The sequence below is a fragment of the Glutamicibacter sp. genome (assembly GCF_035257265.1).
Lineage (GTDB): Bacteria > Actinomycetota > Actinomycetes > Actinomycetales > Micrococcaceae > Glutamicibacter.
On sequence record NZ_DATEXC010000039.1, the window covers coordinates 54548 to 78067 of the forward strand.

General features: G+C 54.9%; 25 protein-coding genes. 11 read left to right on the plus strand and 14 right to left on the minus strand.

The window, feature by feature from the left end; translation table 11 throughout:
• Positions 1-213 precede the first annotated feature (213 nt).
• The 9 genes from VJ369_RS11195 (at position 214) to VJ369_RS11235 (ending at position 10417) form a co-directional block, all read left to right on the plus strand.
• Positions 214-1578 (plus strand): MFS transporter, encoded by a 1365-nt coding sequence (locus VJ369_RS11195; RefSeq protein WP_324092154.1) that lies wholly within the window; start codon positions 214-216, stop codon positions 1576-1578.
• A gap of 217 nt (positions 1579-1795) precedes the next feature.
• Positions 1796-2650, plus strand: a complete 855-nt coding sequence (locus tag VJ369_RS11200) for an alpha/beta fold hydrolase (RefSeq protein WP_324092155.1) — start codon at positions 1796-1798, stop codon at positions 2648-2650.
• A gap of 226 nt (positions 2651-2876) precedes the next feature.
• Positions 2877-3815 (plus strand): 3-carboxyethylcatechol 2,3-dioxygenase, encoded by a 939-nt coding sequence (locus VJ369_RS11205; protein WP_324092156.1) that lies wholly within the window; start codon positions 2877-2879, stop codon positions 3813-3815.
• Complete coding sequence (locus VJ369_RS11210; RefSeq protein ID WP_324092157.1) at positions 3815-4657, plus strand: 2-keto-4-pentenoate hydratase; 843 nt, start codon at positions 3815-3817, stop codon at positions 4655-4657. The genes VJ369_RS11205 and VJ369_RS11210 overlap by 1 nt, the downstream gene beginning before the upstream one ends.
• Before the next feature lie 57 nt (positions 4658-4714).
• Positions 4715-5650: an acetaldehyde dehydrogenase (acetylating) gene (locus VJ369_RS11215; RefSeq protein WP_324092158.1), complete on the plus strand. Its 936-nt coding sequence runs from the start codon at positions 4715-4717 to the stop codon at positions 5648-5650.
• A 20-nt stretch (positions 5651-5670) separates the two neighbouring features.
• Positions 5671-6699, plus strand: a complete 1029-nt coding sequence (gene dmpG / locus VJ369_RS11220; protein WP_105678383.1) for a 4-hydroxy-2-oxovalerate aldolase — start codon at positions 5671-5673, stop codon at positions 6697-6699.
• A 307-nt stretch (positions 6700-7006) separates the two neighbouring features.
• The gene (locus VJ369_RS11225) at positions 7007-7708 is read left to right on the plus strand and encodes an IclR family transcriptional regulator domain-containing protein (RefSeq protein ID WP_324092159.1); all 702 of its coding nucleotides are present in this window, start codon (positions 7007-7009) and stop codon (positions 7706-7708) included.
• A 147-nt stretch (positions 7709-7855) separates the two neighbouring features.
• Complete coding sequence (locus VJ369_RS11230; RefSeq protein ID WP_324092160.1) at positions 7856-9586, plus strand: bifunctional 3-(3-hydroxy-phenyl)propionate/3-hydroxycinnamic acid hydroxylase; 1731 nt, start codon at positions 7856-7858, stop codon at positions 9584-9586.
• A gap of 78 nt (positions 9587-9664) precedes the next feature.
• Complete coding sequence (locus tag VJ369_RS11235; protein WP_324092161.1) at positions 9665-10417, plus strand: 4'-phosphopantetheinyl transferase superfamily protein; 753 nt, start codon at positions 9665-9667, stop codon at positions 10415-10417.
• Between the two features lie 10 nt (positions 10418-10427).
• On the opposite strand, the gene VJ369_RS11240 is transcribed toward VJ369_RS11235, so the two are convergent.
• From VJ369_RS11240 to VJ369_RS11255, 4 genes are all read right to left on the minus strand, one after another.
• Positions 10428-10775 (minus strand): cupin domain-containing protein, encoded by a 348-nt coding sequence (locus VJ369_RS11240; protein ID WP_324092162.1) that lies wholly within the window; start codon positions 10773-10775, stop codon positions 10428-10430.
• Positions 10776-10889: 114 nt separating this feature from the next.
• Complete coding sequence (locus VJ369_RS11245; protein WP_324092163.1) at positions 10890-11720, minus strand: hypothetical protein; 831 nt, start codon at positions 11718-11720, stop codon at positions 10890-10892.
• A gap of 434 nt (positions 11721-12154) precedes the next feature.
• A complete protein-coding gene (locus tag VJ369_RS11250; protein WP_324092164.1) occupies positions 12155-13378 on the minus strand; it encodes an MFS transporter in 1224 nt (407 codons plus the stop codon).
• A gap of 97 nt (positions 13379-13475) precedes the next feature.
• Complete coding sequence (locus VJ369_RS11255; RefSeq protein WP_229676933.1) at positions 13476-13679, minus strand: helix-turn-helix transcriptional regulator; 204 nt, start codon at positions 13677-13679, stop codon at positions 13476-13478.
• 232 nt (positions 13680-13911) lie between these two features.
• Between VJ369_RS11255 and VJ369_RS11260 the strand changes: the two genes are divergently transcribed.
• On the plus strand, positions 13912-14400 hold the full coding sequence (locus tag VJ369_RS11260; RefSeq protein WP_105678393.1) for an Lrp/AsnC family transcriptional regulator: 489 nt from the start codon (positions 13912-13914) through the stop codon (positions 14398-14400).
• 3 nt (positions 14401-14403) lie between these two features.
• Here VJ369_RS11260 and VJ369_RS11265 read toward each other — a convergent pair whose 3' ends face one another.
• The 5 genes from VJ369_RS11265 to VJ369_RS11285 all read right to left on the minus strand — a co-directional run bounded on the left by VJ369_RS11265 (position 14404) and on the right by VJ369_RS11285 (position 19932).
• A complete protein-coding gene (locus VJ369_RS11265; protein ID WP_324092295.1) occupies positions 14404-15645 on the minus strand; it encodes an MFS transporter in 1242 nt (413 codons plus the stop codon).
• Entirely contained in the window at positions 15596-16027 is a 432-nt protein-coding gene (locus VJ369_RS11270) for a low molecular weight phosphatase family protein (RefSeq protein WP_324092296.1), read from the minus strand. Before VJ369_RS11270 ends, VJ369_RS11265 begins: the two co-directional genes overlap by 50 nt.
• 47 nt (positions 16028-16074) lie before the next feature.
• On the minus strand, positions 16075-17583 hold the full coding sequence (locus VJ369_RS11275; protein ID WP_324092165.1) for an APC family permease: 1509 nt from the start codon (positions 17581-17583) through the stop codon (positions 16075-16077).
• Between the two features lie 76 nt (positions 17584-17659).
• Positions 17660-18517 carry a universal stress protein gene (locus tag VJ369_RS11280; protein WP_324092166.1) on the minus strand — a complete coding sequence of 286 codons (858 nt, stop codon included), beginning with the start codon at positions 18515-18517 and terminating at the stop codon, positions 17660-17662.
• A gap of 2 nt (positions 18518-18519) precedes the next feature.
• Positions 18520-19932: an NAD(P)/FAD-dependent oxidoreductase gene (locus VJ369_RS11285; RefSeq protein ID WP_324092167.1), complete on the minus strand. Its 1413-nt coding sequence runs from the start codon at positions 19930-19932 to the stop codon at positions 18520-18522.
• Between the two features lie 105 nt (positions 19933-20037).
• Between VJ369_RS11285 and VJ369_RS11290 the strand changes: the two genes are divergently transcribed.
• Positions 20038-20691, plus strand: coding sequence for a TetR/AcrR family transcriptional regulator (locus tag VJ369_RS11290; RefSeq protein ID WP_324092168.1), 654 nt, complete (start codon positions 20038-20040; stop codon positions 20689-20691).
• Positions 20692-20905: 214 nt separating this feature from the next.
• Here VJ369_RS11290 and VJ369_RS11295 read toward each other — a convergent pair whose 3' ends face one another.
• The 5 genes from VJ369_RS11295 to VJ369_RS11315 form a co-directional block, all read right to left on the minus strand.
• Positions 20906-21094, minus strand: coding sequence for a hypothetical protein (locus VJ369_RS11295; protein ID WP_324092169.1), 189 nt, complete (start codon positions 21092-21094; stop codon positions 20906-20908).
• A 167-nt stretch (positions 21095-21261) separates the two neighbouring features.
• Positions 21262-21642 (minus strand): hypothetical protein, encoded by a 381-nt coding sequence (locus VJ369_RS11300; RefSeq protein WP_324092170.1) that lies wholly within the window; start codon positions 21640-21642, stop codon positions 21262-21264.
• Positions 21643-21995: 353 nt separating this feature from the next.
• A complete protein-coding gene (locus VJ369_RS11305) occupies positions 21996-22235 on the minus strand; it encodes a hypothetical protein (protein ID WP_324092171.1) in 240 nt (79 codons plus the stop codon).
• Between the two features lie 237 nt (positions 22236-22472).
• Positions 22473-22961 (minus strand): Lrp/AsnC family transcriptional regulator, encoded by a 489-nt coding sequence (locus tag VJ369_RS11310; protein ID WP_096254879.1) that lies wholly within the window; start codon positions 22959-22961, stop codon positions 22473-22475.
• 86 nt (positions 22962-23047) lie between these two features.
• Positions 23048-23497 carry a DedA family protein gene (locus tag VJ369_RS11315; RefSeq protein WP_324092172.1) on the minus strand — a complete coding sequence of 150 codons (450 nt, stop codon included), beginning with the start codon at positions 23495-23497 and terminating at the stop codon, positions 23048-23050.
• Positions 23498-23520 lie beyond the last annotated feature (23 nt).

The following is a 23520-nucleotide window of genomic DNA, read 5'->3' on the forward strand; positions in this document are numbered from 1 at the left end:
TAGGCACCTGACTTTGCGGAATCGCCGTTCCGTGGAGCCGCATAAAATAAATCGGCCGTCCCGAATCTTGAATCACATTACTTTGAAACATCGTTCCGCACTCCGGAACGATGTTTCGTCATATCGTTCCATGCACCTGCAGACTGTAATCCGCGCCACAGCATCATTTCAGACGGCGCATTCAGATTTCTTCACCCTTTGCATGGAGCTCACATGGCCAACTCATCATTACAGACACCGGGGCCTTCTGCCCCGAAGAGCGCCAAGCGCGCACTAGTCTCAAGTTTTCTCGGCTCCACCGTTGAATACTACGATTTCCTACTTTATGGTTCGGCAGCCGGTCTGGTCTTCCCGCACCTGTTTTTCTCGGATCAAATGGATCCGACCTTGGGAATGGCCCTGTCATTCGTGATCTTGCTAGCCGGTTACGTGACCCGTCCTATCGGTGGAATTTTGTTCGGACATTTCGGTGATCGTTATGGACGAAAGAACATGCTGTTCATAACGCTGATGATGATGGGAATAGTTTCCGTTTGCATCGGTCTGATGCCTACGTACGGATCGATTGGTATCGCAGCTCCCCTGCTATTGGTGCTCTTGCGCGTAGTCCAAGGTCTTGCCGTCGGTGGAGAATGGGCTGGCGCCACCCTCATGGCAGCCGAACATGTTCCCGAAAAGAACCGCGGACTGGCCGCATCCATCGCGGTGTCGGGCGGACCGACTGGCTCGGTTCTGGCCACCTTGATCTTGGGGCTCTTCGCAGGTCTCCCACAGGAGCAGTTCCTCAGCTGGGGATGGCGCATACCTTTCCTGCTTTCGGCGGTATTGGTAGTCATTGGCCTTTACATGCGCTATCGAGTCGCCGAGTCGCCCGACTTCGTGGCGGCTAAGGCCAATAATGAGATCAGCACCGGCGTTCCAATCCTGCGCGTACTGAAGAAATATCCGCTGTCCTCGCTCTATGGAATCCTCGCCGGTGCGGGCCCCCTGTTCATGCAAGCCCTCATTGCAATCTTCATGGTTCCCTATGTCGTCAAGACTGGCGTGGTCACGCAACAAGAAGCGCTGATCATGCTGACTGTTTCCTCTTTTGTGCACATCTTCGCCATTCCATTCTTCGCAAACCTCTCAGATCGTTTTGGCCGCCGGCCCGTCATGCTCGCTGGCGCCTTCTTGTCGATCGCTTTGGTCTTCCCGATGTTCGCCATGTTCAACTCGGGGAGCTTCTGGCTGATCGCCGCCGCCTTCCTGCTCGGCAACCCGATCATCCAAGCTTCGATGTACGGACCGATCGGTGCGTTCTTGGCCGAGAAGTTCGATACCCAGGACCGTTACACCGGTGTTTCCTTGACCTACCAGCTTGGCTCGCTGCTAGGCGCCGGTACTGCGCCACTAATGGCGACGTGGTTGCTCAACCTCGACAATGGTGGCGGAACCAGCAACATCGCCTGGTACTTCATCTTGCTGATAGTACTCGCCGGCATCTCGGTGGTTCTGTCTAAAGAGACCCGGAGCAGGGCCACACGCGCCGAATCCCGCAGCCTAGAAACCATAGATACTCAGGCAGCCAACCACTGATTCCTCCGGGATTCGATAGCACTAAAAAGAGTAGATCTCTGCATCATTTATTGACGACACTCGGGTGTTCGCATTGGATTATGCTCCTCATCGTTCCATCAGATGGAACGATGAGGAGCATAATCGGTGCGTTGTTTCTATCGTGGAACCTAGGACTCACGCAGTGACGCAGTTTCGGCGATATACGGCATTCGTGACCAAAATGAAGGAGTACCCCATGACACAAACAGCAATCCCGGACTACACCACCGACAAGTTCTTTGGTCTCGAAGACAAATGGTTGCAGACCGCCGACGGCGAGCTGACTCACTACCATGAGCTGGGTGAAGGCACCCCGATTCTTTTCCTGCACGGTTCCGGAACAGGTGTGACAGCTGCAGCGAACTGGTGGCTCAATCTTCCTCAGTTATCCGAATCCGGTCGTTGCATCGCCATCGATTCTGTCGGTTACGGCCAGACCATCGCAGCTGAAGATATCCAGTACGGCATCAAGGAATGGGTCCGTCACGCGGTTCGCACACTCGACGCGCTCGGTATTGAAAAGACCTGGATCGTGGGCAACTCGCTCGGCGGCTGGCTCGCATTTCAATTCGCCATTGACTACCCAGAGCGCCTACTCGGTGTAATTTCCATGGGTACCGGTGGAGCAAAGCTCACCGGTGCACTGAAGGGCCACTCAAATCCCACGCTAACCGAAGAAGGTATTCGGAAGACCTTGGAAATGTTCGTGGTCGACAAGTCCTTGGTGACCGACGAACTCGTCTCCCTGCGTTACCAGTCCGCGTTGAATGACACCGCCAGCGACCGTCTGGCCGAGGTTGTCGCTGCCCGTGACCGTGACCGCACCGAGCTTCCGTTGGACTTTGACGTGCTGGCCAAGCTGGACATCCCGGTCTTGCTGATTCACGGCGTGCAGGACGTGGTGATCCCGGTGTCGCGTACCTGGGAACTGCTGAATCTGATCCCTAACGCGGATGCCCACATCTTCAGCCAGTGTGGCCACTGGTCACAGGTAGAGCGTGCCGAAGAATTTAATCAGGTAGTTTCTTCCTACCTGAAGCGTCACGCCTAAACACGAACGACAACACGGCGGCGGTTGAGAAAGCTCAGTGCTTTTCCAACCACCGCCGTTGTTATCTGCCCAGATAGATCCTCACGTTCCTCAATTCACCGCGAAAGAATTGCGTATTGTTCCGACTGATGGAACGCAAACTAGCACCGCAGTTACTAAGCGAGTGAAATGGATAACAAGCAATAAGTGATTCGTTCCAGTCTGCGTCTAATCCAAGGAGAACATCATGCCCCAGGCATTGTTATGTATGTCCCACAGTCCGCTGTTGGAACACACCAATCCGCCAGCAGAGGTCCAAGCAGCAGTTGAAGCAGCCTTCGAAAAGGCTCGCGCCTTTGTCAAGGATTTCGATCCAGACCTGATCATCAATTTTGGCCCGGATCACTATAACGGTTTCTTCTACGACCTGATGCCACCATTCTGCATTGGCTATGAAGCCTTGGGCACCGGCGACTACGATTCGTGGGAAGGGCCTATCAACGTCCCCACCTCCATCGCCGAAGAGCTGGCTCAGTACGTTATTGATCAGGACATCGATACCGCGATCAGCCGGAAGATGGAAGTCGACCACGGCGCGGTCCAGCCGGTGGAAATCATGTATGGAAATCTGGCCGACAAGCCAATGATTCCTATCTTCATCAACTCCGTTGCTCGTCCTTTCTCTAAGGTCGCTCGCGTACGCAAGTTCGGCCAGGCTGTCGGAGAGTTCTTCAAGGACTCCGATAAGAAAGTTCTGTTTATCGGTTCCGGTGGCCTTTCACACGATCCCCCTGTCCCACAGATCGCCACGGCTACCGAAGAACAGCGCGCCTTCCTCACCAACGGACGTAAGCCAACTCCGGAGGCACGGGCAGCCCGTCAGCAGCGGACCATCGATACCGCACTGGCCTTCGCCAAGGGCGAGGCCAACATCATGGAATTGAATCCCGAATGGGATCAGGCATTCCTCGAAATCTGCAAGTCCGGAGACGTCACAGGGTTTGATGCGCTCAACCCGGACGAAATGGACGCAGTAGCAGGACACTCCTCGCATGAGGTACGCACGTGGGTAGCAGCCTATTCGGCGCTCAAGGCCTGCGGTGACTACGAAGTCACCTACGAGTTCTACAAGCCAATCAAAGAATACATAGCCGGATTCGGCGTAACGACAGCGGTGATCAAATAATGACTCAGGCTCCACAGACAGGCGCAACGGAATGGGCAAGCAACCACTCCGACGAAGCTCCACGAAGCGAACTCATCAAGCGTTTGGCCGACGAACTACTTGTCGCCACCGAAACATTAGTTCCAGTTCCGCCGCTGCGTGACCGCGTGTTGAACATGACGGTGGAAGACGCCTACCAAATTCAGGATGCGCAGTTGCAGCATCATGTGGCCAAGGGCCGTGTTCTGGCCGGACGTAAAGTCGGACTTACCTCCTTGGCGATGCAGAAGCAGCTCGGTGTTGATTCACCGGACTTCGGTTACTTTTTCGCCGACATGGTTCACCACGAAGACGCCCAGATTCCCGCGGATTCGTTCATCTCCCCCAAGGTAGAACCAGAATTCGGTTTCGTCCTGAAGGAAACCTTGACCGGTCCCGGTGTCACCCGCGAGCAAGCGGCGGCTGCTATCGGCGAGGTCTACGCAGCTATTGAAATCATTGACTCCCGAGTCGAAAACTGGAATATCAAGCTAGTAGACACCGTGGCAGACAACGCTTCCTGCGGCGCCATCGCGGTGGGAACCACCGCACTTGATGTACGCATCGAAGACTTGGCCGAGGTTGAATGCTCGCTCATTATCGATGGCGAAAAGGTAGCTACCGGCAAGGGCAGCGCAGTGATGAATGATCCGGTTGCCCCACTTGCTTGGCTGGCCAACGTGCTCGGTGAGCAGGGTGTCGCCCTTGAAGCAGGACAGCTGATCCTGTCAGGTTCCTTCACCGGCGCAATGCCGGTAGTCAAGGACTCTACCGCCACCGCAGATTTTGGTGAGCTCGGTTCGCTGAAGATCAGTTTCTCCTAGTAACGCCCCCGCGTTACCCCACCCACATTTTTGCTCTGTAGCTAAGGAAGCTCTCCCATGGCCAAGAAAACAGCCGCCATTGTCGGTTCCGGAAACATCGGTTCTGATCTGATGTTCAAAATTATGCGCCGCTCGACCAACGTCGAGGTCAAATACATGATTGGTGTCGACCCGGCCTCGGACGGCCTGGCTCGCGCAGCCCGTCTGGGCATCACCACCTCTGCCGAAGGTGTGGACTGGCTGCTCGCTCAGGACGAACTGCCTGACTTTGTTTTTGAATGCACCTCCGCGAAAGCGCATGAGGCCAATGCACCGAAGTACAAGGCCGCCGGCATTCACGCCATCGACCTGACCCCAGCAGCAGTCGGTCCGTACCTGGCACCGGTGGTGAATCTGGATTCACTGACCGACACCATGAACGTCAACATGATCACCTGCGCCGGACAGGCCACCACCCCAATCGTCGCCGCAGTCTCCTCGGTGGTTCCTGTTGAGTATGCCGAAATCGTTGCGTCCATCGCTTCGAAGTCAGCCGGCCCAGGAACCCGTGCCAACGTGGACGAGTTCACCGAGACCACCGCGAAGGCATTGGAAGTAGTTGGCGGTGCCAAGCGTGGCAAGGCAATTATCATCATCAACCCGGTCGAACCACCAATGATGATGCGCAATACTATCTACGCGATGATTCCTGCCGCGGCAGCCGCGGCCGGCGAAACTCAGGATAAGATCCGCGCCGCCATCAACAAGGCCGCCGCCGACATCCGCGACTACGTCCCAGGTTATGAACTTCGCATGGAGCCACAGTTTGAGGAAGCGCGCGAAGACTGGGGTGGCTTTGGCCGCGTGGGCATCTGGGTTCAGGTCGCCGGCGCCGCCGACTACCTGCCAGAATACGCAGGCAACCTGGATATCATCACCGCCGCAGCTACCCGCACCGCGGATCTGCTCTCTGACAAGATCGACGCCGCGCGCTCCGCAGCGTCGGTGAACTAGGAATTAGGGACACGCACATCATGACTGCACCTATGGACACCACCTTTGATATTCGCCTGACCGACACCACCTTGCGCGATGGTTCCCACGCGATGAGCCACAAATTCACCGAAGAGCATGTGCGCTCGGTAGTACGCGCACTGGATGACTCACGTGTTGAGGTCATCGAGGTCACCCACGGCGACGGACTGGGCGGCTCATCGTTCAACTACGGCTTCTCGCTGACCCCGGAACTGGACCTGATCAAGGCCGCGGTAGATGAAGCCAAGCAGGCAAAAATTGCCGTGCTGATGCTCCCAGGTCTGGGTACCATCCATGACCTGAATCAGGCCCATGAAGTTGGCGCATCGGTGGCTCGTATTGCCACCCACTGCACCGAAGCAGATGTCTCCATCCAGCACTTCCAGCACGCCCGTAAGCTGGGCATGGAAACCGTGGGCTTCCTGATGCTCAGCCACCGGGTTTCCCCTGAGGAATTGGCCAAGCAGGCACGCATCATGGCTGATGCCGGCTGCCAGTGCGTCTACGTCGTTGACTCGGCTGGCGCCCTGATCCTCGATGATGTTTCGGACCGTGTCTCGGCATTAGTTTCCGAGCTTGGCAATGATGCTCAGGTGGGCTTCCACGGCCACCAGAACATGAGCTTTGGTGTTGCGAACTCGGTGTTCGCCGTACGTGCCGGAGCGAAGCAGATCGATGGCACCCTGATGGCATTGGGTGCCGGAGCAGGCAACTCCCCTACCGAGGTCCTTGCGGCGGCCTTTGATCGTCTTGATATCAAAACCGGCGTGGACATCCAGGGTCTGATGGGTGCCGCCGAAGATATTGTGAAGCCATTTATCACCCGCATGCCGGTGATGGACCGTGCCTCGATCATGCAGGGCTACGCAGGTGTTTATTCCTCGTTCTTGATTCACGCTGAGCGTGCCGCCGAACGTTATGGAGTTCCTGCCTACAAGATCCTTGAAGAGGTCGGCAAGGCCGGCTACGTAGGCGGTCAGGAAGACATGATTGTCGACGTTGCCGTGCAGCTGGCAGCAGCAAAGTAAAGATCTTTTGCAGTACAGCGAAAGCCGGGTTGATCATCATGATCCACCCGGCTTTTGTCAGTCTTTCCACGAAATGGTTGCAGGAGTTCTTGGTAGGTAGCAGTCCAACGTCGTTTTCAGATGCTTCTAGTGGGTATTCGGACTGTCAACCTTTACTCGACTCAACACGGCAGGTGCCGTTGACTACCGAGTGACTGCCTCTACGACTTCGAACGTTAGTTCAAAACATCTCCGAGATTAGCCGCCATGTGCCGCACCTCGAAACACCGCAGAGCAAATAACGCACTACTTATGGCACTATCTACATATGAATACGAGCACTGCCCCTTCCGTTTCCCGGACTACGGGGTCCCAGACCCTCGCCCGTGGCCTGACAATTTTGCGCCAGGTTGTCGACACACAAGACGGATTGAGCGCAACGGAAGTCGCGCAGCATGCAAAGGTTCACCGCACTGTCGCCTACCGAATCTTAAACACCCTCTGCGAAGCTGAATTACTACACCGCGGCGAAGACAACCGATATCGTGGGGCGGCCGGCTTGCTGTCCTTGGCCGCGGCTGGACACCAGCATTTACGCAATGTCGCATCATCTCATCTACGCAGTGCCGCAGACTCCCTTGGCGTGACGGTTGCGTTGCTAGTACGCGAAGGCAATCGCGCGGTGTCCCTCGCGGTGGTCTCCCCGCGCGCGGGCACCTACCATGTTGCGTTCTCTGAAGGCTCGAAGCATCCGGTTACCAGTGGCGCGGCGGGACTAGCGCTTTTGGCAGCAGAGCCAGCATCGGCCCATGATACCGAGCAAGTGCGGTCGGTGCGAGAACGTGGTTTCGCGCAGACCTTTGGGGAGGTGGAACCAAATATGCATGGTCTGGCAATCCCACTTCCAGGGGCTGGAAATCGGCCGACCGCGTGCCTGAACGTCATCACCCTCCATGAACAATCCGCAATCGACTGCATCGAGCCGCTGAAATTAGTCGCGGGGCGTCTGCTGGATGAGTTGAACACTTAGCCGGTCCAGCATTCCTTTGCGCAAAACGTTCCGGCATGCAGAACGCTCTCTTTGATCCAGGACACATCTCATGGTGTGATGAACCACAGGTTAAGTGCACATGCAGTTCACATATGTGCGTTATTTACACAAATAAGTGAGGGTTAGATGTCTTCAACGACTACCAGCGAAGTCCTTATCGTCGGCGCAGGGCCAACAGGTCTGATGCTCGCCAACATCTTAGGGATGTATGGCCGCACGGTCACCGTCCTTGAAGCGCGCGACACCCTCATCGATTACCCACGCGGAGTGGGACTCGACGATGAGTCGCTACGGACCATTCAGACCGTCGGGCTGGTAGACGAGGTCCGTCCGCACACCACACCGCAGCACATCATGCGTCTAGTCAATGGACGCGGCAAAACCATCTTGATCAATAACCCGCAAACCGATGAATTCGGATGGGAACGCAAGCACGGTTTCATCCAGCCCGAAGTTGACCGGGTGCTCTACGACGGCCTTGCACGCTTCGAAAATGTTCAGGTACTTTTCGGCCACGAAGTACTCGACGTCACCGAAACTGCCGATTCTGTGACCACACGGGTCAAGGTCAGCGGCAAAAACGGCGGAGAAACTGAGCGGACCTTTGAGGCAAAATACATCGTGGGTTGCGAAGGCGGTAAGTCCCCTACCCGCAAACGTTTGAACGTCAGCTTTGAAGGAGAATCCCCCTCCACCCGCTGGCTGGTAGTGGATGTCAGCAATGATCCACTGGGCACTCCGAACGTGTTCCTCGGCGCCGACCCGGTACGCCCTTACGTATCCATCGGGCTACCCCACGCGGTACGCCGCTGGGAGTTCATGCTGCTCGATGGTGAGACCGAAGAAATGGCCACCGATCCAGAGTTCGTGAATCGCATGCTGGCAGATCACGTTCCGGACCCGGCAAACCTCGAATACATTCGCCGCCGCGTATTCACCCACCACGCCCGCGTGGCAGGAAACTTCCGTAAGGGACGCCAACTTATCGCGGGCGACGCCGCGCATCTAATGCCTGTCTGGATGGGCCAGGGATGGAATTCAGGCATGCGCGATGCAACAAACCTCGGATGGAAACTCACTTCAATCCTCTCGGGACAAGCCGGGGATGAGCTGCTGGACACCTACACCTCCGAGCGTAAACAACACGCTAAGGCAATGGTGGATCTTTCGTTGACCATGGGCAACGTCATTAAGATGACCAATCCAGCCGGAGTGATTCTGCGAGATACCGCAGCCAGCGTACTCAATCTTTTCCCCTCGGTGAAGAGCTATTTTGCAGATATGCGATTCAAACCAATGCCTCGCTACACCGTGGGCGTATTAGCGGATCCCACCACCGGTCAGTCAGGCACTGCCAACGGAATTTTGAGCAGCAAACTCATCCCAGTGACCACGGCGAACTCCCGGGTCTCTCCGGTAGGTGTGCAGTTCATTCAGCCCAATGTACGTACCGATGAGCTGGGTGTCAGCAAACTCGATGACGTCATCGGTAACTGGTGGACACTCATCGTCTGGGGCAATGATCCAATTGACGTCCTTCCCGCCAAAACAATCAATGATTTGAAAGCACTCGGCGCGAAGCTCGTTGCGGTGGTCCCAGAAACCCAATACAAGTGGGCCAAACGCGATATGAATCCGCAGACTCTGGTAGTTTCAGACGTGACCGGACGGTTAAAGAAGTGGTTTGACGACCGCCCAACCCCGATGATTCTGCTGCGCCCTGACCGATTTGTTGCCGGCGCCAGCCTGCACCAAGATGGGCCGCGCACCATTGATGCGGTGCTCAATTCGATGAGCTTCAACCGTGGAACAGCGGAAACCGAGTCCGAGCTGGCCGGCTTGGACGCGCAACATTAGTCAGTACAAATTGGGGTCTACTAGACTTAGCAGATCCCAATTTTAGTACCTGGAACTCTACGACGTAGTCTGGACAGCATGACCCGCGCCCGCTCTGACTCGCAGATTTTCTACGCTGTAGCCTCGCCTGGACAAGTACAGTTGGCGGCCCAAAAATTTGGCGGCCCGGAGAAAATCCTCGGTGCTGAAGCCAGCCGGGCCGAAGACTTCGCCCATCGGGAGGATCGCGAAGCGTTTATCGGTTCTCGAACGCTATTACGGTTATTGCTCTCCTACCTCACGTACGGAGAGCTTGATCAAGCGTCGGCCGTAGACATTTCACGGCATTGCATCTCCTGCAATTCCAGCAGCCATGGCAAACCAACAACGCCACAGCACGCAATCTCGTCCTCCAGAACTAGAGAACTAGTCATTGCTGCCGTGGCTCCTAAAGGCTTACTTCTTGGCGTTGATATTGAACGCGGAACCTCACTCAGTCCGCCGGGGGTCTTTCCCGGCTTTGACCAACTCGCACTAACGTCTAATGAACTCAAACGGGTGCACCGGGACAAGAGCCCGGACTATATAAGGCTCTTGGCATGGACTGCCAAAGAAGCACTGCTCAAGGCGGATGGCGCAGGATTAAGACGCGAACCTTCTACGGTCCAGGTCCTCTCGGCTTCCGTGATGAGAGCCACCCGCCTCAATAAGTGGGCCAGCCCTCGACATCTGGCCGGATACAGCCTTCGCCGGATCCCTGTGCCATCAACTCATGTAGCTTCCCTTGCCGCTTCGAAGCCTCTGCCGATTCAAGAACTCAGTGCGGAGATTTTCAACGTGGCACTGAGCTGAGAAATCATTTTTAGACGTTGATGAAGGTAATGAGTATTCGGGCTGGTTTCTCCGCATAGACGGCATGGGTTACTCCGGCCTCAAGTCGAACAATCCCCCCGTAGCTGAGGTGGTGGGTTTCATCGCCCACACTGAAATCGACTTCCCCATCAAGCACCTGCACAATAATTGGCGTGCCAGCTTGATGTTCGGCGAGCTCAACATCTGCGTCAAACGCAATCTGCACCAGGGTAGCTCCCGAGCCCGCGCTGAGACGTTTGGCAGAATATCCTCCGGGCTTTATCGGATTCGCCTGCTCCAAATCGCCAAGTTCCTGCGCCAGCAGATTGCTTGCGTCCTTAGTATCGTTATTGTCCACCACGAACATTCCTTTACATCAGGTGATGCCAGGTTTCCAGACCCCGGTCTCATCCGAGTATCTCAGAGATTGCGGCTCTTGGACGCTCTGCGGCCTTTGCGCTTCACCGAACTACTACGAGCGTCGTTTGGCCTTACGGACAATTAGCAGAGTAACGCTCACCAACATGGCTACTGCTAGGGTCACCAAGGACGGTATGAGCCAATCGGTTTGCCCGATGGCATCTTGACTCAGCTCACCAAACTTGACCAATGAAGCGCCGACGGAACCCGCCGGATTTTCCAGCAGCGCAACAACCGCGGAGATTACCGCTGGCATGACCCACTGGATAACTAATGAAATAACCCAAACGACCAGATGCCAGATCTGCAGGAATCCGAGGAACCCCAACACCAACCCGAGTATCAATGCTCCAACGTAGATCAAGGAGGAGTAGATCTCCGGTTCCAAGGGAGTATAGGTCGCCACCATCTGCAGCCATTGGCCCACATTAAGAACGAGCGCGGCTACCAGTAGTGCCACGATACTCAGCTGCAATTTGGCGATCAAAAAATACAGCACTTGGCTGACTACGAATACTACGCCCAGGGCCCAGAACTGAGCTTGGAGTTGGTCGCTGACTTTGCCTTGGAAAATTTCCGGTGCATCGCCCCAGATCCACTGAAAAACGAGTCCAACCAGTGCTAGAAGCACACCAATATCGGTCAGGATTGCGAAGCTCGTACTTCGCCGGCCCATTACTCGCGTAAACCAACCACCAAGCAAGGCGATGATTGCGAAGATGATTATCAACCCCGCCGCGTCGCTCTTCGACGTCGGCAGCATTGTTTGCTCTCGTTGCCCCAGCCAAAGCCACAGCCACGGACCAACCGCGAGCAGGACAATAATTAGCCCGGCAATGATCTGTGCCCACCAGGGGCGCCAGAATTGACGGCTGTTTCTCATACTTAACGTGTGTGCTCCCACGCGCTCATTCTGTCAGAGCCGGGCTATCGTTCCTAGGACCTCCGAGGCCGTTTCACAGCTCATCGAACACGTAAGGGTATCTAATGCTTCAAGATTTTCTCCGCGATTAAAGTCAAAAGGATCCGTAAGCGCTTCTCCAGAGCTGGAGCGAACGCTTACGGATCCCTTGGTCTGACCCTTCGATGCCCAAGAACGGTATCTTTGTCCCGTGTCTAAAACCAACCGGAAAGACATGATGATCTTTCCGGTGATCGGCGCAAGTCATACAAGGCGGTAGCCCGATGACTTCAACTGAGTTCAGTAAACACCGAACCAGTCAGTGTGCGCAACAGGCAGAGAGTGCATTGGGCAATATGAACAATTCAATCGGAGCAGTCGCGTCTAAAGCCTACATTTTGCAAAGTACACTGAAATTAGTGTCGTGGATCACTGTCGAGTTCCTGCTCATCAGGGACCCGTTCAAGTTTGATTTTTCTTTCGCCAACTGCCGAAGAGAAAAATATTGCGACAATGACAAATCCAAGGGGAAGGAGCAGCGCCTGCCGTAGCCCAAATTCATTCCCGATAAATCCCAGGAGCGGTGGACCGACTAAGAAAGCGATATATCCGATGGTGGCGGCCACGGCAACGCGCCCCGCAGGATCTGCTCCGGAGGCTCCAGCCGCGGAGATTGCCAATGGAAAAGCCAACGAAGTACCCAGTCCCCAGAGCATGACGCAGGCGCCGGCAAGGACTGGGTTGTTGAGGAAGATGACACCCGAAAGCCCGAGTGCTCCAAGAAAAGCACTGACAGCAAAAGTTCTACTTGCGCCAAACCGCCCAATAAACCAGCCGCCACAGAAACGCCCGACAGTCATCGCCAGCGCGAATCCGGTGAAAATCAATGACCCCGCAGCAGGATCAAAACCGTGCCCGTCAACCATCACCAGCGGCAGCCAGTCATTTGCTGATCCTTCGGCGAGCGCCATCGCCAAAACTATAAAGCCAATCAACAGCAAGCGTGGGTCCGTCCAGAGTTTGGCTGCGCTCGGCGATACGGTTTCTGCGGATCGTGATCTATGAATTTTCCCTGTGCCTTGGGGAAGGTAGCGGATGACGTATAGAAATAGTGCTAGCGACAGAAGCCCGCTGAGCACCAAATGCCAGAGCACTGGAAAAGCGATTGAAGTGAAAAAAATTCCGGCACTGGCGCCAATGACCGTGCCAAGGGAGAAGAATCCGTGAAGACTCGCCAGGAAAGGCTTCTTGGTGAGTCGTTCAATCTCGGCGCCTTCTACATTCATTCCAACTTCTGCGCTCCCCATGCCGGCACCGAAGAGAAACAGCCCAGCGGCCACACACCATTCAAGTTGGAAGTGGGCGCTAATCCCAATGAACGGCATCGAGGCGATCACCGCTGCAGAGCCGGTACGGATAACTGGACGCGCGGCAAAACGTGCAACAAGTTTTCCGGAGAAGATGATGCCGAGCATGGAACCGACCGATATGCCGAAGAGCACGAGGCCCATCTTCGCCGGGGTGGCTTCCAGCAGGTCTCTAATGGCTGGGGTGCGCGTCACCCATGAGGCCATGCTCAAGCCCGGTAGGAAAAAGAGTGTGTACAGGGCCCAACGACGTTGGGTAATGGTCGGTGACAATTCCGCTCCTGGTGCGGGTGCTGGCAGTGCCGAAATCGGCATTCAATCTAAAACTACACAAGTTCCGGATTCTCTACTTGCTAACCGGCATCTTAGGTCAGTCCAGATCTCCGGTGACTTCCTCACGGGCTTGGGCATATCGATGCTGAATGTAGTTCTCCAGTTCTACCCGCTCCACCCGCCACATGCCACGGCCACCAATTTGAATTGCAGGAAGCTCACCGCTTTTCACCAGCGCACGAACCTGGGGAAGCTTTACGTTCAATTCCTCGGCAACGTCCTCTAATCTCAAAAACCTCATATCTGAAAGGTTACTGCGATTTAGAACCATTTGGTATGAAACCGGATAAGTTCTTCATAAGTAATGCTTTGTGATTCGACGCAAGCCAAGCCATGGCACATAATGGGTTAGACGCAACAAAACCGGTCAGACCGTGCAACACAGTTGGGCATGGCTGGTCATTTTGACTAAAATCCTATGAAGGCACCTAGGCCGCGGACCACCCCACATGGCAGCACAGGAGAATCTCCACATGAATTCGGAAACGTATCAGCTCGATGAGACCGACCGCCGAATTCTGTTGGCTTTAGATAACGATCCGCGTGTACCGATCATGATGCTCGCTCAGCAGCTGGGCTTGGCGCGCGGAACAGTGCAGACGCGTCTTGAACGTCTGGCACATTCCGGTGCTTTGCGCCCGAACACCGCCCGTATCCTGCCAAGTTCTATGGGCCGCGGAGTCAGCGCGTTTGTGAGCGCCGAGTTGAACCAGTCGAGCCTCAATGAGGCCATCGAGGCGTTGCGTCGCATCCCAGAAGTTTTAGAATGCGTTGCTCCTGCGGGGGAAACCGATCTGCTGATTCGTGTCTCGGCTACCGATCCAGATGACCTGTACCGGGTCTCTGAAGAAATCCGTTTATGCCCTGGGATCACCCGCACCTCAACCTCAATGATTCTGCGTGATGTTATCCCCTACCGCACCACTGCATTGCTGTCGAAGCTGAGCGGAACCAAGAACTAGTTTCTAGCCTTGCACCAGATCTAAGGTTCGTGCCGGCAGATGCTTACGGGCCGCATAGACGCAAACCATGCTCAACAGGCAAAACCCGATAAGTAGCGCGATAAACCAGAGGGGATCCGCAAACGGCCGCCACATGGCAAAGAGCGTCGGGAAGCTAAATCCGATAAAGCACACGGCATAAAACCGGCCGGTAAGTTTTCCGATTTCCCCAGGCCCTGCAAGGTCAAGTACCTGGCTCAGCCCGGCGACCAGCAACACGCCGTTGGCCGAACCCGAAACGATGAAGGCTACATAGCCCAGCGCTTCAGATCCGCTGAGATACACCAGGATCATCAATGCGAACGCCAACACCGAGAGAAGCAGCCCAGCCATCAATACGTTGACCTTGCTGGTGTCGTTATAGCGCTTGGCCACGGGCTGGACCAGCACGCCCATCCCCATAGTGATCACTACCGCGGCAGTAGTGAAAAACAACGATGACTGACCTGCTGCCGAGCTCAAAGCGGGAACGATAGCAAAACCACTAGCCGCTAGCCCGAACACCCAGGGTGCTGCGGGAAGCACCACGAGTTTAAAACGTTTGAGGTTCTCGGGTGTGGTCGCAGTTCCAGACGTACTGCCCAGAACCGGCTTTTCTTCCTTGACCGTGGTAATAAGCAATAACCACGAGAGCGCAGCCACGGCGTGAATTCCATAGGCGAGTTCCGGACTGGCGCTCGCGCCCACAATAGTTCCGGAGATCATTGGGCCAATGGCAAACCCTGCCGAGGTGCACAGCGCCGCTCGGGTTGCTCCTGCAGGTCCCACGCTGAGCACCTTAACCCAGCTGGTCACCGCCACCATGGCTAGTCCCATGCCCATTCCGGTGAACACTCGTCCGGCATATAACCCAGAGTCGTGAACTACCCCGAATATCATGCTGAGCGAGCCGAGCGTGGAGGCGCTCAAGGCCAGGAGGGTGAAAGGCTTGCGGCCGAATTTGTCGGCTAGCGGCCCACCCAGCAGTAGCGTCGGAATCATACCGAGCAGATAACTGCCCATCACCAGCATTGCTTCAAATTCGCTTAGCTCACGGTGCTGTTGATACCAGCTAATGAGTGAAACATACTGGTTAGCGCACCATCCGGTGAGAATCAGGCAGATTCCCGGAAGCCACCACGAGGCAGTGCTCTGCTTCGTTTTACTGAGGATGATCTTATTTCTCCAGTTCGCGGTACAGTTCGCGTACGCGCTCGGCGATTTCATCACGGATTAGGTTCATCCGTTCGGCGCCCGTCACACCATCCTCGCTTGGCTCATAGGTGACCCAGCGTTCTGTGGGAATACTTTCCTTAATATTGGGATTCGCTTCGCTGCCCAGAATAACTACGCGGTCCACCTGGTCCAATAGTGCAGGGTCAATGCTCTTGGGAATACCTGAGGACATGTCTGCGCCGGCCTCGGCCAGCGATTCAGCAGCCTCGTGATTAATCACGGCGCCAGGATTTGTCCCGGCCGAATAGCTGGTCACCTTGCCGTTTGAAACGAGGTCCATCAAGGCTGCAGCCATTTGCGACTTGCCTGCATTGCGAGAACAGATAAAAAGAACCGAAGTAGCCATGAACATATTGAACCACCCACTGAGCATTAGTGGGTGGTTCAATAACAATTGTTGAGCGCAGCCAGGGTTACTGGCTATCTGGTCTTAATGGTTTCTCCTCTGAAGAAGGCTGGATGCCTCCATTTGGTGTACAGCATGATTGCGACACCGAGTAGCAGAACACCCACCCCCAGAATGAAGACCATGCCCACGGAACCAATCGCGGATCCTGAACCATAGTCGGGATTCATGGATTCGACGGCGGTGCTGAAGAACATCACCAGCAGCACTACACCGCCGATGAGCGGTGCAAGGAACTTGAAGAAGAAATTCCGGACGCTGGCAAACAGCTCAGAGCGGAAATACCAGACGCAGGCAAGTGCGGTAATCCCGTAGTAGAAGCAGATCATCAGTCCCAACGCAGTGATGGTGTCCCACAAGGCATTCTCAGAGATCAACCGGGTCACCACGTAGAACACCGCAGCGGCTGCTGCCGAGACTACCGTGGCAACCGAAGGTGACATGAAGCGTGGGGAAATTTTTGCGAAGCTCGGTGGCAACGCCTTGTAGTACCCCATGGCCAGCAAGGTACGCGCCGGAGAAACCATGGTCGACTGCAGCGAAGCCGCCGAAGAGGAAAGAATTGCCAGCGACATCAGAATAGCTAGAGGACCCATGATAGGTCCGGAGAGCACCGCGAAGATTGATTCCTGGTTTGCCTCGTTACCCGCGCCGAGTCCGGTTTGGCCTACTCCGGCCCAGTATAGGACGCCCAAAGATACTGCCAGGTACAACGCGATGATGACGAGTACCGTCCACGTTGCACCACGTCCGGGAACCTTGGCCGGGTCAGTGGTTTCTTCGTTCATGGTCAGCGTGACATCCCAGCCCCAGAAAACAAAGATAGACAGCGAAATACCCGCGGCGAAGGCGCCGAATGAATCCACTGAGGCCGGGTTGAACATGTCAAAGCTAATAGGTGTCCGGTCAAAGGGGGTGCTACTGGTGAACGCCATGATCGCGAAGAGCAGCAAGACCGCCACTTGGAAACCAACCAGTACGTACTGGAACACCTTGGTGGCGTTGAGCCCCCGATAGGAAATGTAGGCGGCCGCCGCGATGAAGACCAACGTGGTGGGAATGTTGACCCACAGGTTTTTAGTCAAGTCGGCGATTGCCTGGTTTCCAGTGAGCTGGGCAAGGAGGATATAGAAGAAGTCCACCGCCACTGCTGCAAGGTTGGATAAGACGATCACGGTGGCTGCGATAAGCCCCCAACCGCCCATCCAACCGATCATCGGCCCGAAGGCGCGGGTAGCCCAGGTAAATGAGGTTCCAGAATCCGGCATCGCGTTGTTTAGCTCACGGTAGCCCAAAGCGACCAGCAGCATCGGAATGAAACCGGCTAGCAAAATCGCCGGAAGGCTCGTACCAACCACTGCCACGGTGGCGCCAAGTCCGGCGGTCAAGGTGTAGGCCGGGGCAATGCAGGAGATACCGATGACTACTAGTCCGACTACTCCTACGGTGCCGGTGGACAAACCTTTGGAGTGCAGACCACTCTCGGGTTGTTCGGCAGTTTCCTGCCTCAGTTCTTGCGACATAGTGTTAACCTTCTGGGTTTATTCCCGGCAGACTTCTGCGGCCGCCAAGAAAACGGGGAGTCCCCGCGCGATGGTTCTAGTTCGGTATCACTGCCATGGGCACGTGCAACTTACCTAGGATTCGTTGGGCGTTGGCTCCGACAAAGAGACGACGGTTAGCAGCCAATCTGGAAGAGCCCAGAATTGCTATTTCTCCGGCTTCCCATGCCAGCGAATCAATGGCTTCATCCAGGCTTTGACGTGAAATTACTTCGACACTTGCGCGCAGCCCCATGGACTGGGTCAGCTCCGTGAGGAAGGCCTTGGTACGCACCAGGTGTGGATCAAGCTCGGTGGCAGGATCCGACACGTCGCTATCGGCTACGAGGGTTGCGACGCGCAGTGCAACCTTACGGATCGTGGCGAACCTGGCCGCACTGGCAATGACCTCGCGCGCTCCCGGACGGTCTCCGACGAATGCTGTCATTCGGGTGATTTGTCCATTCGCTGCGCGCAACGAGGCAAGAGCCTGCGGACTGGACATGAAAACCGGAACAGGTGAGGCGTGCAAGAGTGCATTTGCCACCGCGCCGGGCATGAAAAACCCGGCACGGTGTCTTTTACGCCCACCTAAGACGATGCCATGTGCGCCAACCTCGTCGGCTAGCTCAATCAGCCCTTCGGCGACCGACGATACGGAGCGAGCCACCACTTTGGCGCTGACTCCTTGAGGAACTTGGGCTAGCGCGGTCACTGCCCACTCATCAACTTTGGCCGAGAGAATAGAGTTGAACCCATGGTCACCACCGGGGTAGATGGCGCTAAAGGGTGTCGTTGCAGGAACCACGATACCTATGGTCAGGCTAGGCGTTGCGGTTCCCTGCACTAGAGCCGCCGCCAGCTCCAGTGCTTCGGCACCGCGCTGATCTGCGGTGTATCCAACAAGCAGGTTCATGGTTAGGCGTTGACCTTATCTAATGGAGCAACACCGTCATAGCTTTCGTCATAGCTGCTACCCTCTAGCTGCGCAATGATTCGAGCAGCGCTACGGCGTCCCATGCGTACCGCACCATCCACATGCTGGTAGCCCTCACCGGCAAGATCTGATGATGAGAAGTACAGCGGTCCTACATTGTCGTTCTGGACTGACCCGAAACGGGACAGTCCACCAAGGTCGTAGCTGGTGGCGTAAGCGCCTCGGGTCCATTCTTCGGCCCCAAAATCAGAGAGATAGAAGACCTTAGGTTCCAAAGCTTTGTCTCCGAGGAAGTCGGCAATTCCCTGCAAGATCTGCGATTTGCGTTCTTCTTCGCCTAGCTCCCACATGGCGTCAGCATCAACATCGGAGATAAATCCGACCAGTGTGCCGGTGCTTTCTCCGGTGTAGGTGTTGTCGTAGAGCTCCTGGACCACCGAGTTAGGTCCGAAGCAGGTCCCGGAAAGTCCCGCTTCACGCCAGAAAGGTGTCTCGTAAACTGCGTGAACCTTGATGACCAATCCCATGGACTGGTGCTGGTGGGTGATCAGTTGCTTGCGTGGAAGCGCAGGAACGTAGCTGATACGTGAATACAGGTTCGGCGGAACCGCAATCACGGCTTTTTTTGCCTTGACACTCACCGTCGCGCCGTGAGCGATCACGCCATCTTCGGACCATTCAAGTTTAAGTACCGGATTTTCCAGGTACACGTCATCGCCCAGGCGTTCGGCCACCGTCTTGGAGACGCCCTGCATGGTGCCAACGATACGGCGGTCAAGAATGAAGTCTTCGTCTACAAGATTGTCGAAGGACCCAGCCGAGGAAGCCATGAGCACCGCTTGGAGCGCCGAGAAGGTATGGGCGGGTTTGGTCAGCATGCCGCCGGCGATAAATAGACCCACGTTATCGCAGGCAAGTTCGTCGGTGCTGTGCTCGCGCAGGAAATGATGGAAGGAGATCATATCCAGTTCTTTAGCCTGTGGGTGGTCCCACGGCTTGTCCGGATTCATTTGTGCTGCGAGGTCATTCATCACCTGGACGAGCTTGTTCATCTCGGCCACGGTGCCAGGTGCAACGGGGAAATCTTCACCTTCGTAGGCAATGGTTTCACCCTGCGCGGTGCGGTACAGGCTTTTGCCTTCCTTGTAACGCTCGAAGGTTTCAATGCCTAGTTCATTGATTAGCGAGTACAGGCCGGTTTGGTCCGGGCTAATCCACTGCCCGCCAATTTCAATGGTCGCCCCTTCCATTTCTTCGCTCCAGGTACGTCCGCCGACACGGTCGCGGGCTTCTAGAACTGCCACCGTTTTCCCACACTTTTTCAGTTCATAGGCGGCGGTGAGACCCGATGGGCCAGCCCCGATAATGACAACGTCTCGTTCAATCTGTTTCACAATAATCCCCTCCGGCACTAAATGAATTTGGTTCATTTACCTCTGCGTATAGCATAGGGTACGAAGATGCTCTTGTGAAGCATGCCACGTCAGGGGGAAATTGGAATGAGTACCGTGAGTCCTCGACGGGCCGGCAGGCCACGCACCGCCATACTCAATCGGGATCGCATTACCGAGCACGCGCTGAGCCTAGTCTCCCAAGATGGTTACGATGCATTGACCATGCAGCAACTCGCGCGGTCTTTAGGGGTATCCCCTTCGGCGCTCTACAACCATGTCGATTCCAAACATGACCTACTGCAATGGATCCAGGAACTGGTCATGACCCAGGTTGACACCTCTGCTTTTGGGAAACTTGAGATTCACGACGCGCTGATCCAATGGGCGACGAGCTACCGAAACGTTTTTGCGTTGCACATCCCGCTGATTCCGATCATCGCAGTGCTACCGGTATCTAATTCCCCGCGCACCATAGCAATGTACGAGCAAGTGGCGGAAACGCTGAAAACCCATGGCCTGGCCGAAGCCGAAGTAATTCCCACAATCGTGGCCCTGGAGTCCTTCATCTTCGGATCGGCAATGGACACCGGCGCACCGCACGACATCTTTGACACCAGCAATCACCGCGAGGCGACCCCGCACTTCACTCAGGCAGTGGCGGCGCAACGCGCAACCGGGATCAACACCAGTGACGACTCTTTTGGACGCGGACTACGCGCCCTAGTGACCGGACTACTAGCATCGCGAGACCTCACATGATCCAGGAATCACGCCCTACAGGAAACCGCCGGCTTTCTGCCAAACAATGGACAGCAATTGTTCTGGGAATTATCGCATTAATATTTATCTTGCAGAACCTGAATTATGTTCGAGTGGAGCTACTGATATTTCATACCAGCGCCCCGCTCTGGGCGGTGCTCAGCATAACCTTATTCATTGGTTATTTGATTGGTCGTTTCTCTAAGAAACGGGATTAGTCCTCTAGCAGCGCCCACTCGCCAACCTCTTCGCCTTCGGCGTCGAGGATATCTTCCTGCGCACCGGCTTCAAGAGGGTAAAGCGCGATATTTTTAGACCAATCCGAGAGAATTTTCTGCAGCTCTTCCAGCGGCTTGAGTTGCATACTCTCGGAGTCAAAATTTACTTCCATGACGAAACGCATGTTGGGCTCCAATCCCTAGGATTATCGCCATCCTATGCCCAGAAAACTTAAATTGCGAGACTTGTCAGCCTGCCTTCAAAGTGCTCACCTATAAGGAATCTGGTTCTCCATATGCAACAAGGGCGAAACCAGATGGTTTCGCCCTTGTTGTCAGATAATTTGAGAACCTACAGTGTTGCACCCATGCTTGAAAGGGAGGCAATCGCTTCGTTGCCACCGACCTTGTACAGGGCTAGAAGCAGTCCGCCAAAGACAATCCCCATCACTGCACTGAATCCGAGGGACACCTTGACCAGTGAGCGAACTTCTTGGCGGCTAACAGAGGATTCGTTGTTAAGGTAGGCCACCGCTCCCTGGCTGATTGCCTGGACAGGGGTGCGCATCGAGCTGCTGAGAACGCTCGCCGAGATTATGTTGGACGCCGAATCCATTTCGCCACCACGCAGGTAGGCTACCGTCGAACGGTTCTTGCGATCCTGGCGGAATTTGACAATACTCTCACCATGGCGGGCCAAGAGTATGTCTTCACCAAGAGGGATCGCACCCATTGTTTTCTCCTAAAGTTTCAATAACACTGTAATTCCAGTAAAGCCCATAAAGTTTTCTCTTTAATACAGAACCCCCTTATTCGTTCACAAGGTCACAGGAGACTGTGATTGAATCGGCATCAATTCCATTAGAATTCGATAAGAAAGGTGACCTGTGTCATTTTATGAAAACTATTATGGAATGTTATTCACCCTTTAGTTACTGGCGGGGTTTTGGCTACTTTCATGGCGAGTCACACCACACAACACAACACTCAATGCCTACTCGGCGCTACGAAACCAAATGCAAAATGAGGACCGAAAGAACCTTACGATTCCTTCGACCCTCATCATGCTGCACTAGAGCTAAAGAGCTATGCGACTTTCATCTGCCTTTGTTTACTTTCACGTTTAGCATCGTGAATTGCTACTGCCAAGTCATGGTTCGTCAGCTCATCCGGAGACGTAACTGCGTACTTTCTTGCCTGCCGCATTAGCGATTCGCGAATCTGCGTCGCATGCGTCCGACGATACTTCGCAACCAGATAGATACTGGCACCTGCCAATATCGTAAGGGTGACCAGTGCGGTTAGTAGAGTAACTTCAATACCCATTGCCTTCTCATCCTCCTCAAATCTCAACCGGAAAGGTGATCCGTCGTAGTTAACGTAGGGCCCTAGTCGTTCAGGACCTCATCACATCTCGCCTCAGAAGAGAACATTGATCTTAGCATTTTTATTCGAATAGTTCAAATACTTTTAGTGAGAGAATACGAATTCGCAGGTGGTCAGCTGAAATTCGACGACCGGAATGACGGGACGAGATACATATAATTTGATCGAGCCCGGGGACTAGTACTCGTCAGTTCCGTGGCTATGTTCGAAGACTAGGGATGTTTGAGTGGTCGCCACCGCAGGGTTAGCTGACAGGTTATCCAGAACAAACTGTCGGACGTCGGCTGAATTACGGACGGCGATATGTAACACGAAGTCGTCTGCTCCGCCCAGGAAAAATAACTGCTGCACCCCGGGCTTTGACCGCATATCCGAGGCGAAGGTAGACATCAGATGCCTTGCACCTGGCCGGATTTTTACGAAGATCAATGCTTCGAGCTCACGTCCTAGGACTTGAGGGTTCACCTCAATGGTAAATCGTGAAATAACCCCCGAGTCGCGCAAAGCGTTCAGTCGAGCCAGACATGTAGAAGCCGCAATGCCTAATTCCTCAGCCAACGAGTTATTGGTTCGCCGCGAGTTCTCTGAAAGCAGGGACAACAGACGACGGTCTAACTCGTCGAGTTGCGCCGTGCGCTTTTCGCCGGAGGCAGGATTGTTCAGCATTAAGTGGCACCGGCTTTCACTGCTACATCTTTTGACTCTGAAAAACTCGCGGGATTCCCGCGCGATAGAACTACAGCATAGTAAATTTAAGTCTCGTCTGACTTCTCCGCCGAAGACTTACTCTGCCGTAATCGAAAAACCAGAATAACAATGACGGCGATGAGTAGAACGCCTCCCACAAGGTAGGGCCACTCCAGTGAGAGCCAAGCATAAAATATCGCCATACCAATGGTCGTGTATATCAGGGCCCAAGCTAGAGCTCCCACAGTGACCGCGGGAAGATAACGTCGTAATGGCATTCGACTCACCCCTGCGGTTGCATTCACGGCGGATTGAATACCGATGGTAAGAAAGCACAATGGGACTGCCAGCATTCCCCACCGAGCGATGAATCGTTGTGCACGCTGATACATGGCCCCGTGCAAGATCTTTTGATACCGGGTATTCTCAACTCCGCGCGCCACAGCCCTGCCCGCCCAGTAGGTCGCGTTGCCACGCAACAATGCTCCAATGAAGAAGAAAGTAAAAGTCACCATAAAAGGTGCCTCATTTACCAACC

What these genes read in the sequence shown, in the direction of transcription:
- VJ369_RS11195 (WP_324092154.1), top strand. Translation starts at nt 214, where the DNA reads ATGGCCAACTCATCATTACAGACACCGGGGCCTTCTGCCCCGAAGAGC.
- VJ369_RS11200 (WP_324092155.1), top strand. Translation starts at nt 1,796, where the DNA reads ATGACACAAACAGCAATCCCGGACTACACCACCGACAAGTTCTTTGGT.
- VJ369_RS11205 (WP_324092156.1), top strand. Translation starts at nt 2,877, where the DNA reads ATGCCCCAGGCATTGTTATGTATGTCCCACAGTCCGCTGTTGGAACAC.
- VJ369_RS11210 (WP_324092157.1), top strand. Translation starts at nt 3,815, where the DNA reads ATGACTCAGGCTCCACAGACAGGCGCAACGGAATGGGCAAGCAACCAC.
- VJ369_RS11215 (WP_324092158.1), top strand. Translation starts at nt 4,715, where the DNA reads ATGGCCAAGAAAACAGCCGCCATTGTCGGTTCCGGAAACATCGGTTCT.
- dmpG (WP_105678383.1), top strand. Translation starts at nt 5,671, where the DNA reads ATGACTGCACCTATGGACACCACCTTTGATATTCGCCTGACCGACACC.
- VJ369_RS11225 (WP_324092159.1), top strand. Translation starts at nt 7,007, where the DNA reads ATGAATACGAGCACTGCCCCTTCCGTTTCCCGGACTACGGGGTCCCAG.
- VJ369_RS11230 (WP_324092160.1), top strand. Translation starts at nt 7,856, where the DNA reads ATGTCTTCAACGACTACCAGCGAAGTCCTTATCGTCGGCGCAGGGCCA.
- VJ369_RS11235 (WP_324092161.1), top strand. Translation starts at nt 9,665, where the DNA reads ATGACCCGCGCCCGCTCTGACTCGCAGATTTTCTACGCTGTAGCCTCG.
- VJ369_RS11245 (WP_324092163.1), bottom strand. Translation starts at nt 11,720, where the DNA reads ATGAGAAACAGCCGTCAATTCTGGCGCCCCTGGTGGGCACAGATCATT.
- VJ369_RS11255 (WP_229676933.1), bottom strand. Translation starts at nt 13,679, where the DNA reads ATGAGGTTTTTGAGATTAGAGGACGTTGCCGAGGAATTGAACGTAAAG.
- VJ369_RS11260 (WP_105678393.1), top strand. Translation starts at nt 13,912, where the DNA reads ATGAATTCGGAAACGTATCAGCTCGATGAGACCGACCGCCGAATTCTG.
- VJ369_RS11265 (WP_324092295.1), bottom strand. Translation starts at nt 15,645, where the DNA reads ATGAAATCGCCGAGCGCGTACGCGAACTGTACCGCGAACTGGAGAAAT.
- VJ369_RS11270 (WP_324092296.1), bottom strand. Translation starts at nt 16,027, where the DNA reads ATGCTCAGTGGGTGGTTCAATATGTTCATGGCTACTTCGGTTCTTTTT.
- VJ369_RS11275 (WP_324092165.1), bottom strand. Translation starts at nt 17,583, where the DNA reads ATGTCGCAAGAACTGAGGCAGGAAACTGCCGAACAACCCGAGAGTGGT.
- VJ369_RS11280 (WP_324092166.1), bottom strand. Translation starts at nt 18,517, where the DNA reads ATGAACCTGCTTGTTGGATACACCGCAGATCAGCGCGGTGCCGAAGCA.
- VJ369_RS11290 (WP_324092168.1), top strand. Translation starts at nt 20,038, where the DNA reads ATGAGTACCGTGAGTCCTCGACGGGCCGGCAGGCCACGCACCGCCATA.
- VJ369_RS11295 (WP_324092169.1), bottom strand. Translation starts at nt 21,094, where the DNA reads ATGCGTTTCGTCATGGAAGTAAATTTTGACTCCGAGAGTATGCAACTC.
- VJ369_RS11300 (WP_324092170.1), bottom strand. Translation starts at nt 21,642, where the DNA reads ATGGGTGCGATCCCTCTTGGTGAAGACATACTCTTGGCCCGCCATGGT.
- VJ369_RS11305 (WP_324092171.1), bottom strand. Translation starts at nt 22,235, where the DNA reads ATGGGTATTGAAGTTACTCTACTAACCGCACTGGTCACCCTTACGATA.
- VJ369_RS11310 (WP_096254879.1), bottom strand. Translation starts at nt 22,961, where the DNA reads ATGCTGAACAATCCTGCCTCCGGCGAAAAGCGCACGGCGCAACTCGAC.
- VJ369_RS11315 (WP_324092172.1), bottom strand. Translation starts at nt 23,497, where the DNA reads ATGGTGACTTTTACTTTCTTCTTCATTGGAGCATTGTTGCGTGGCAAC.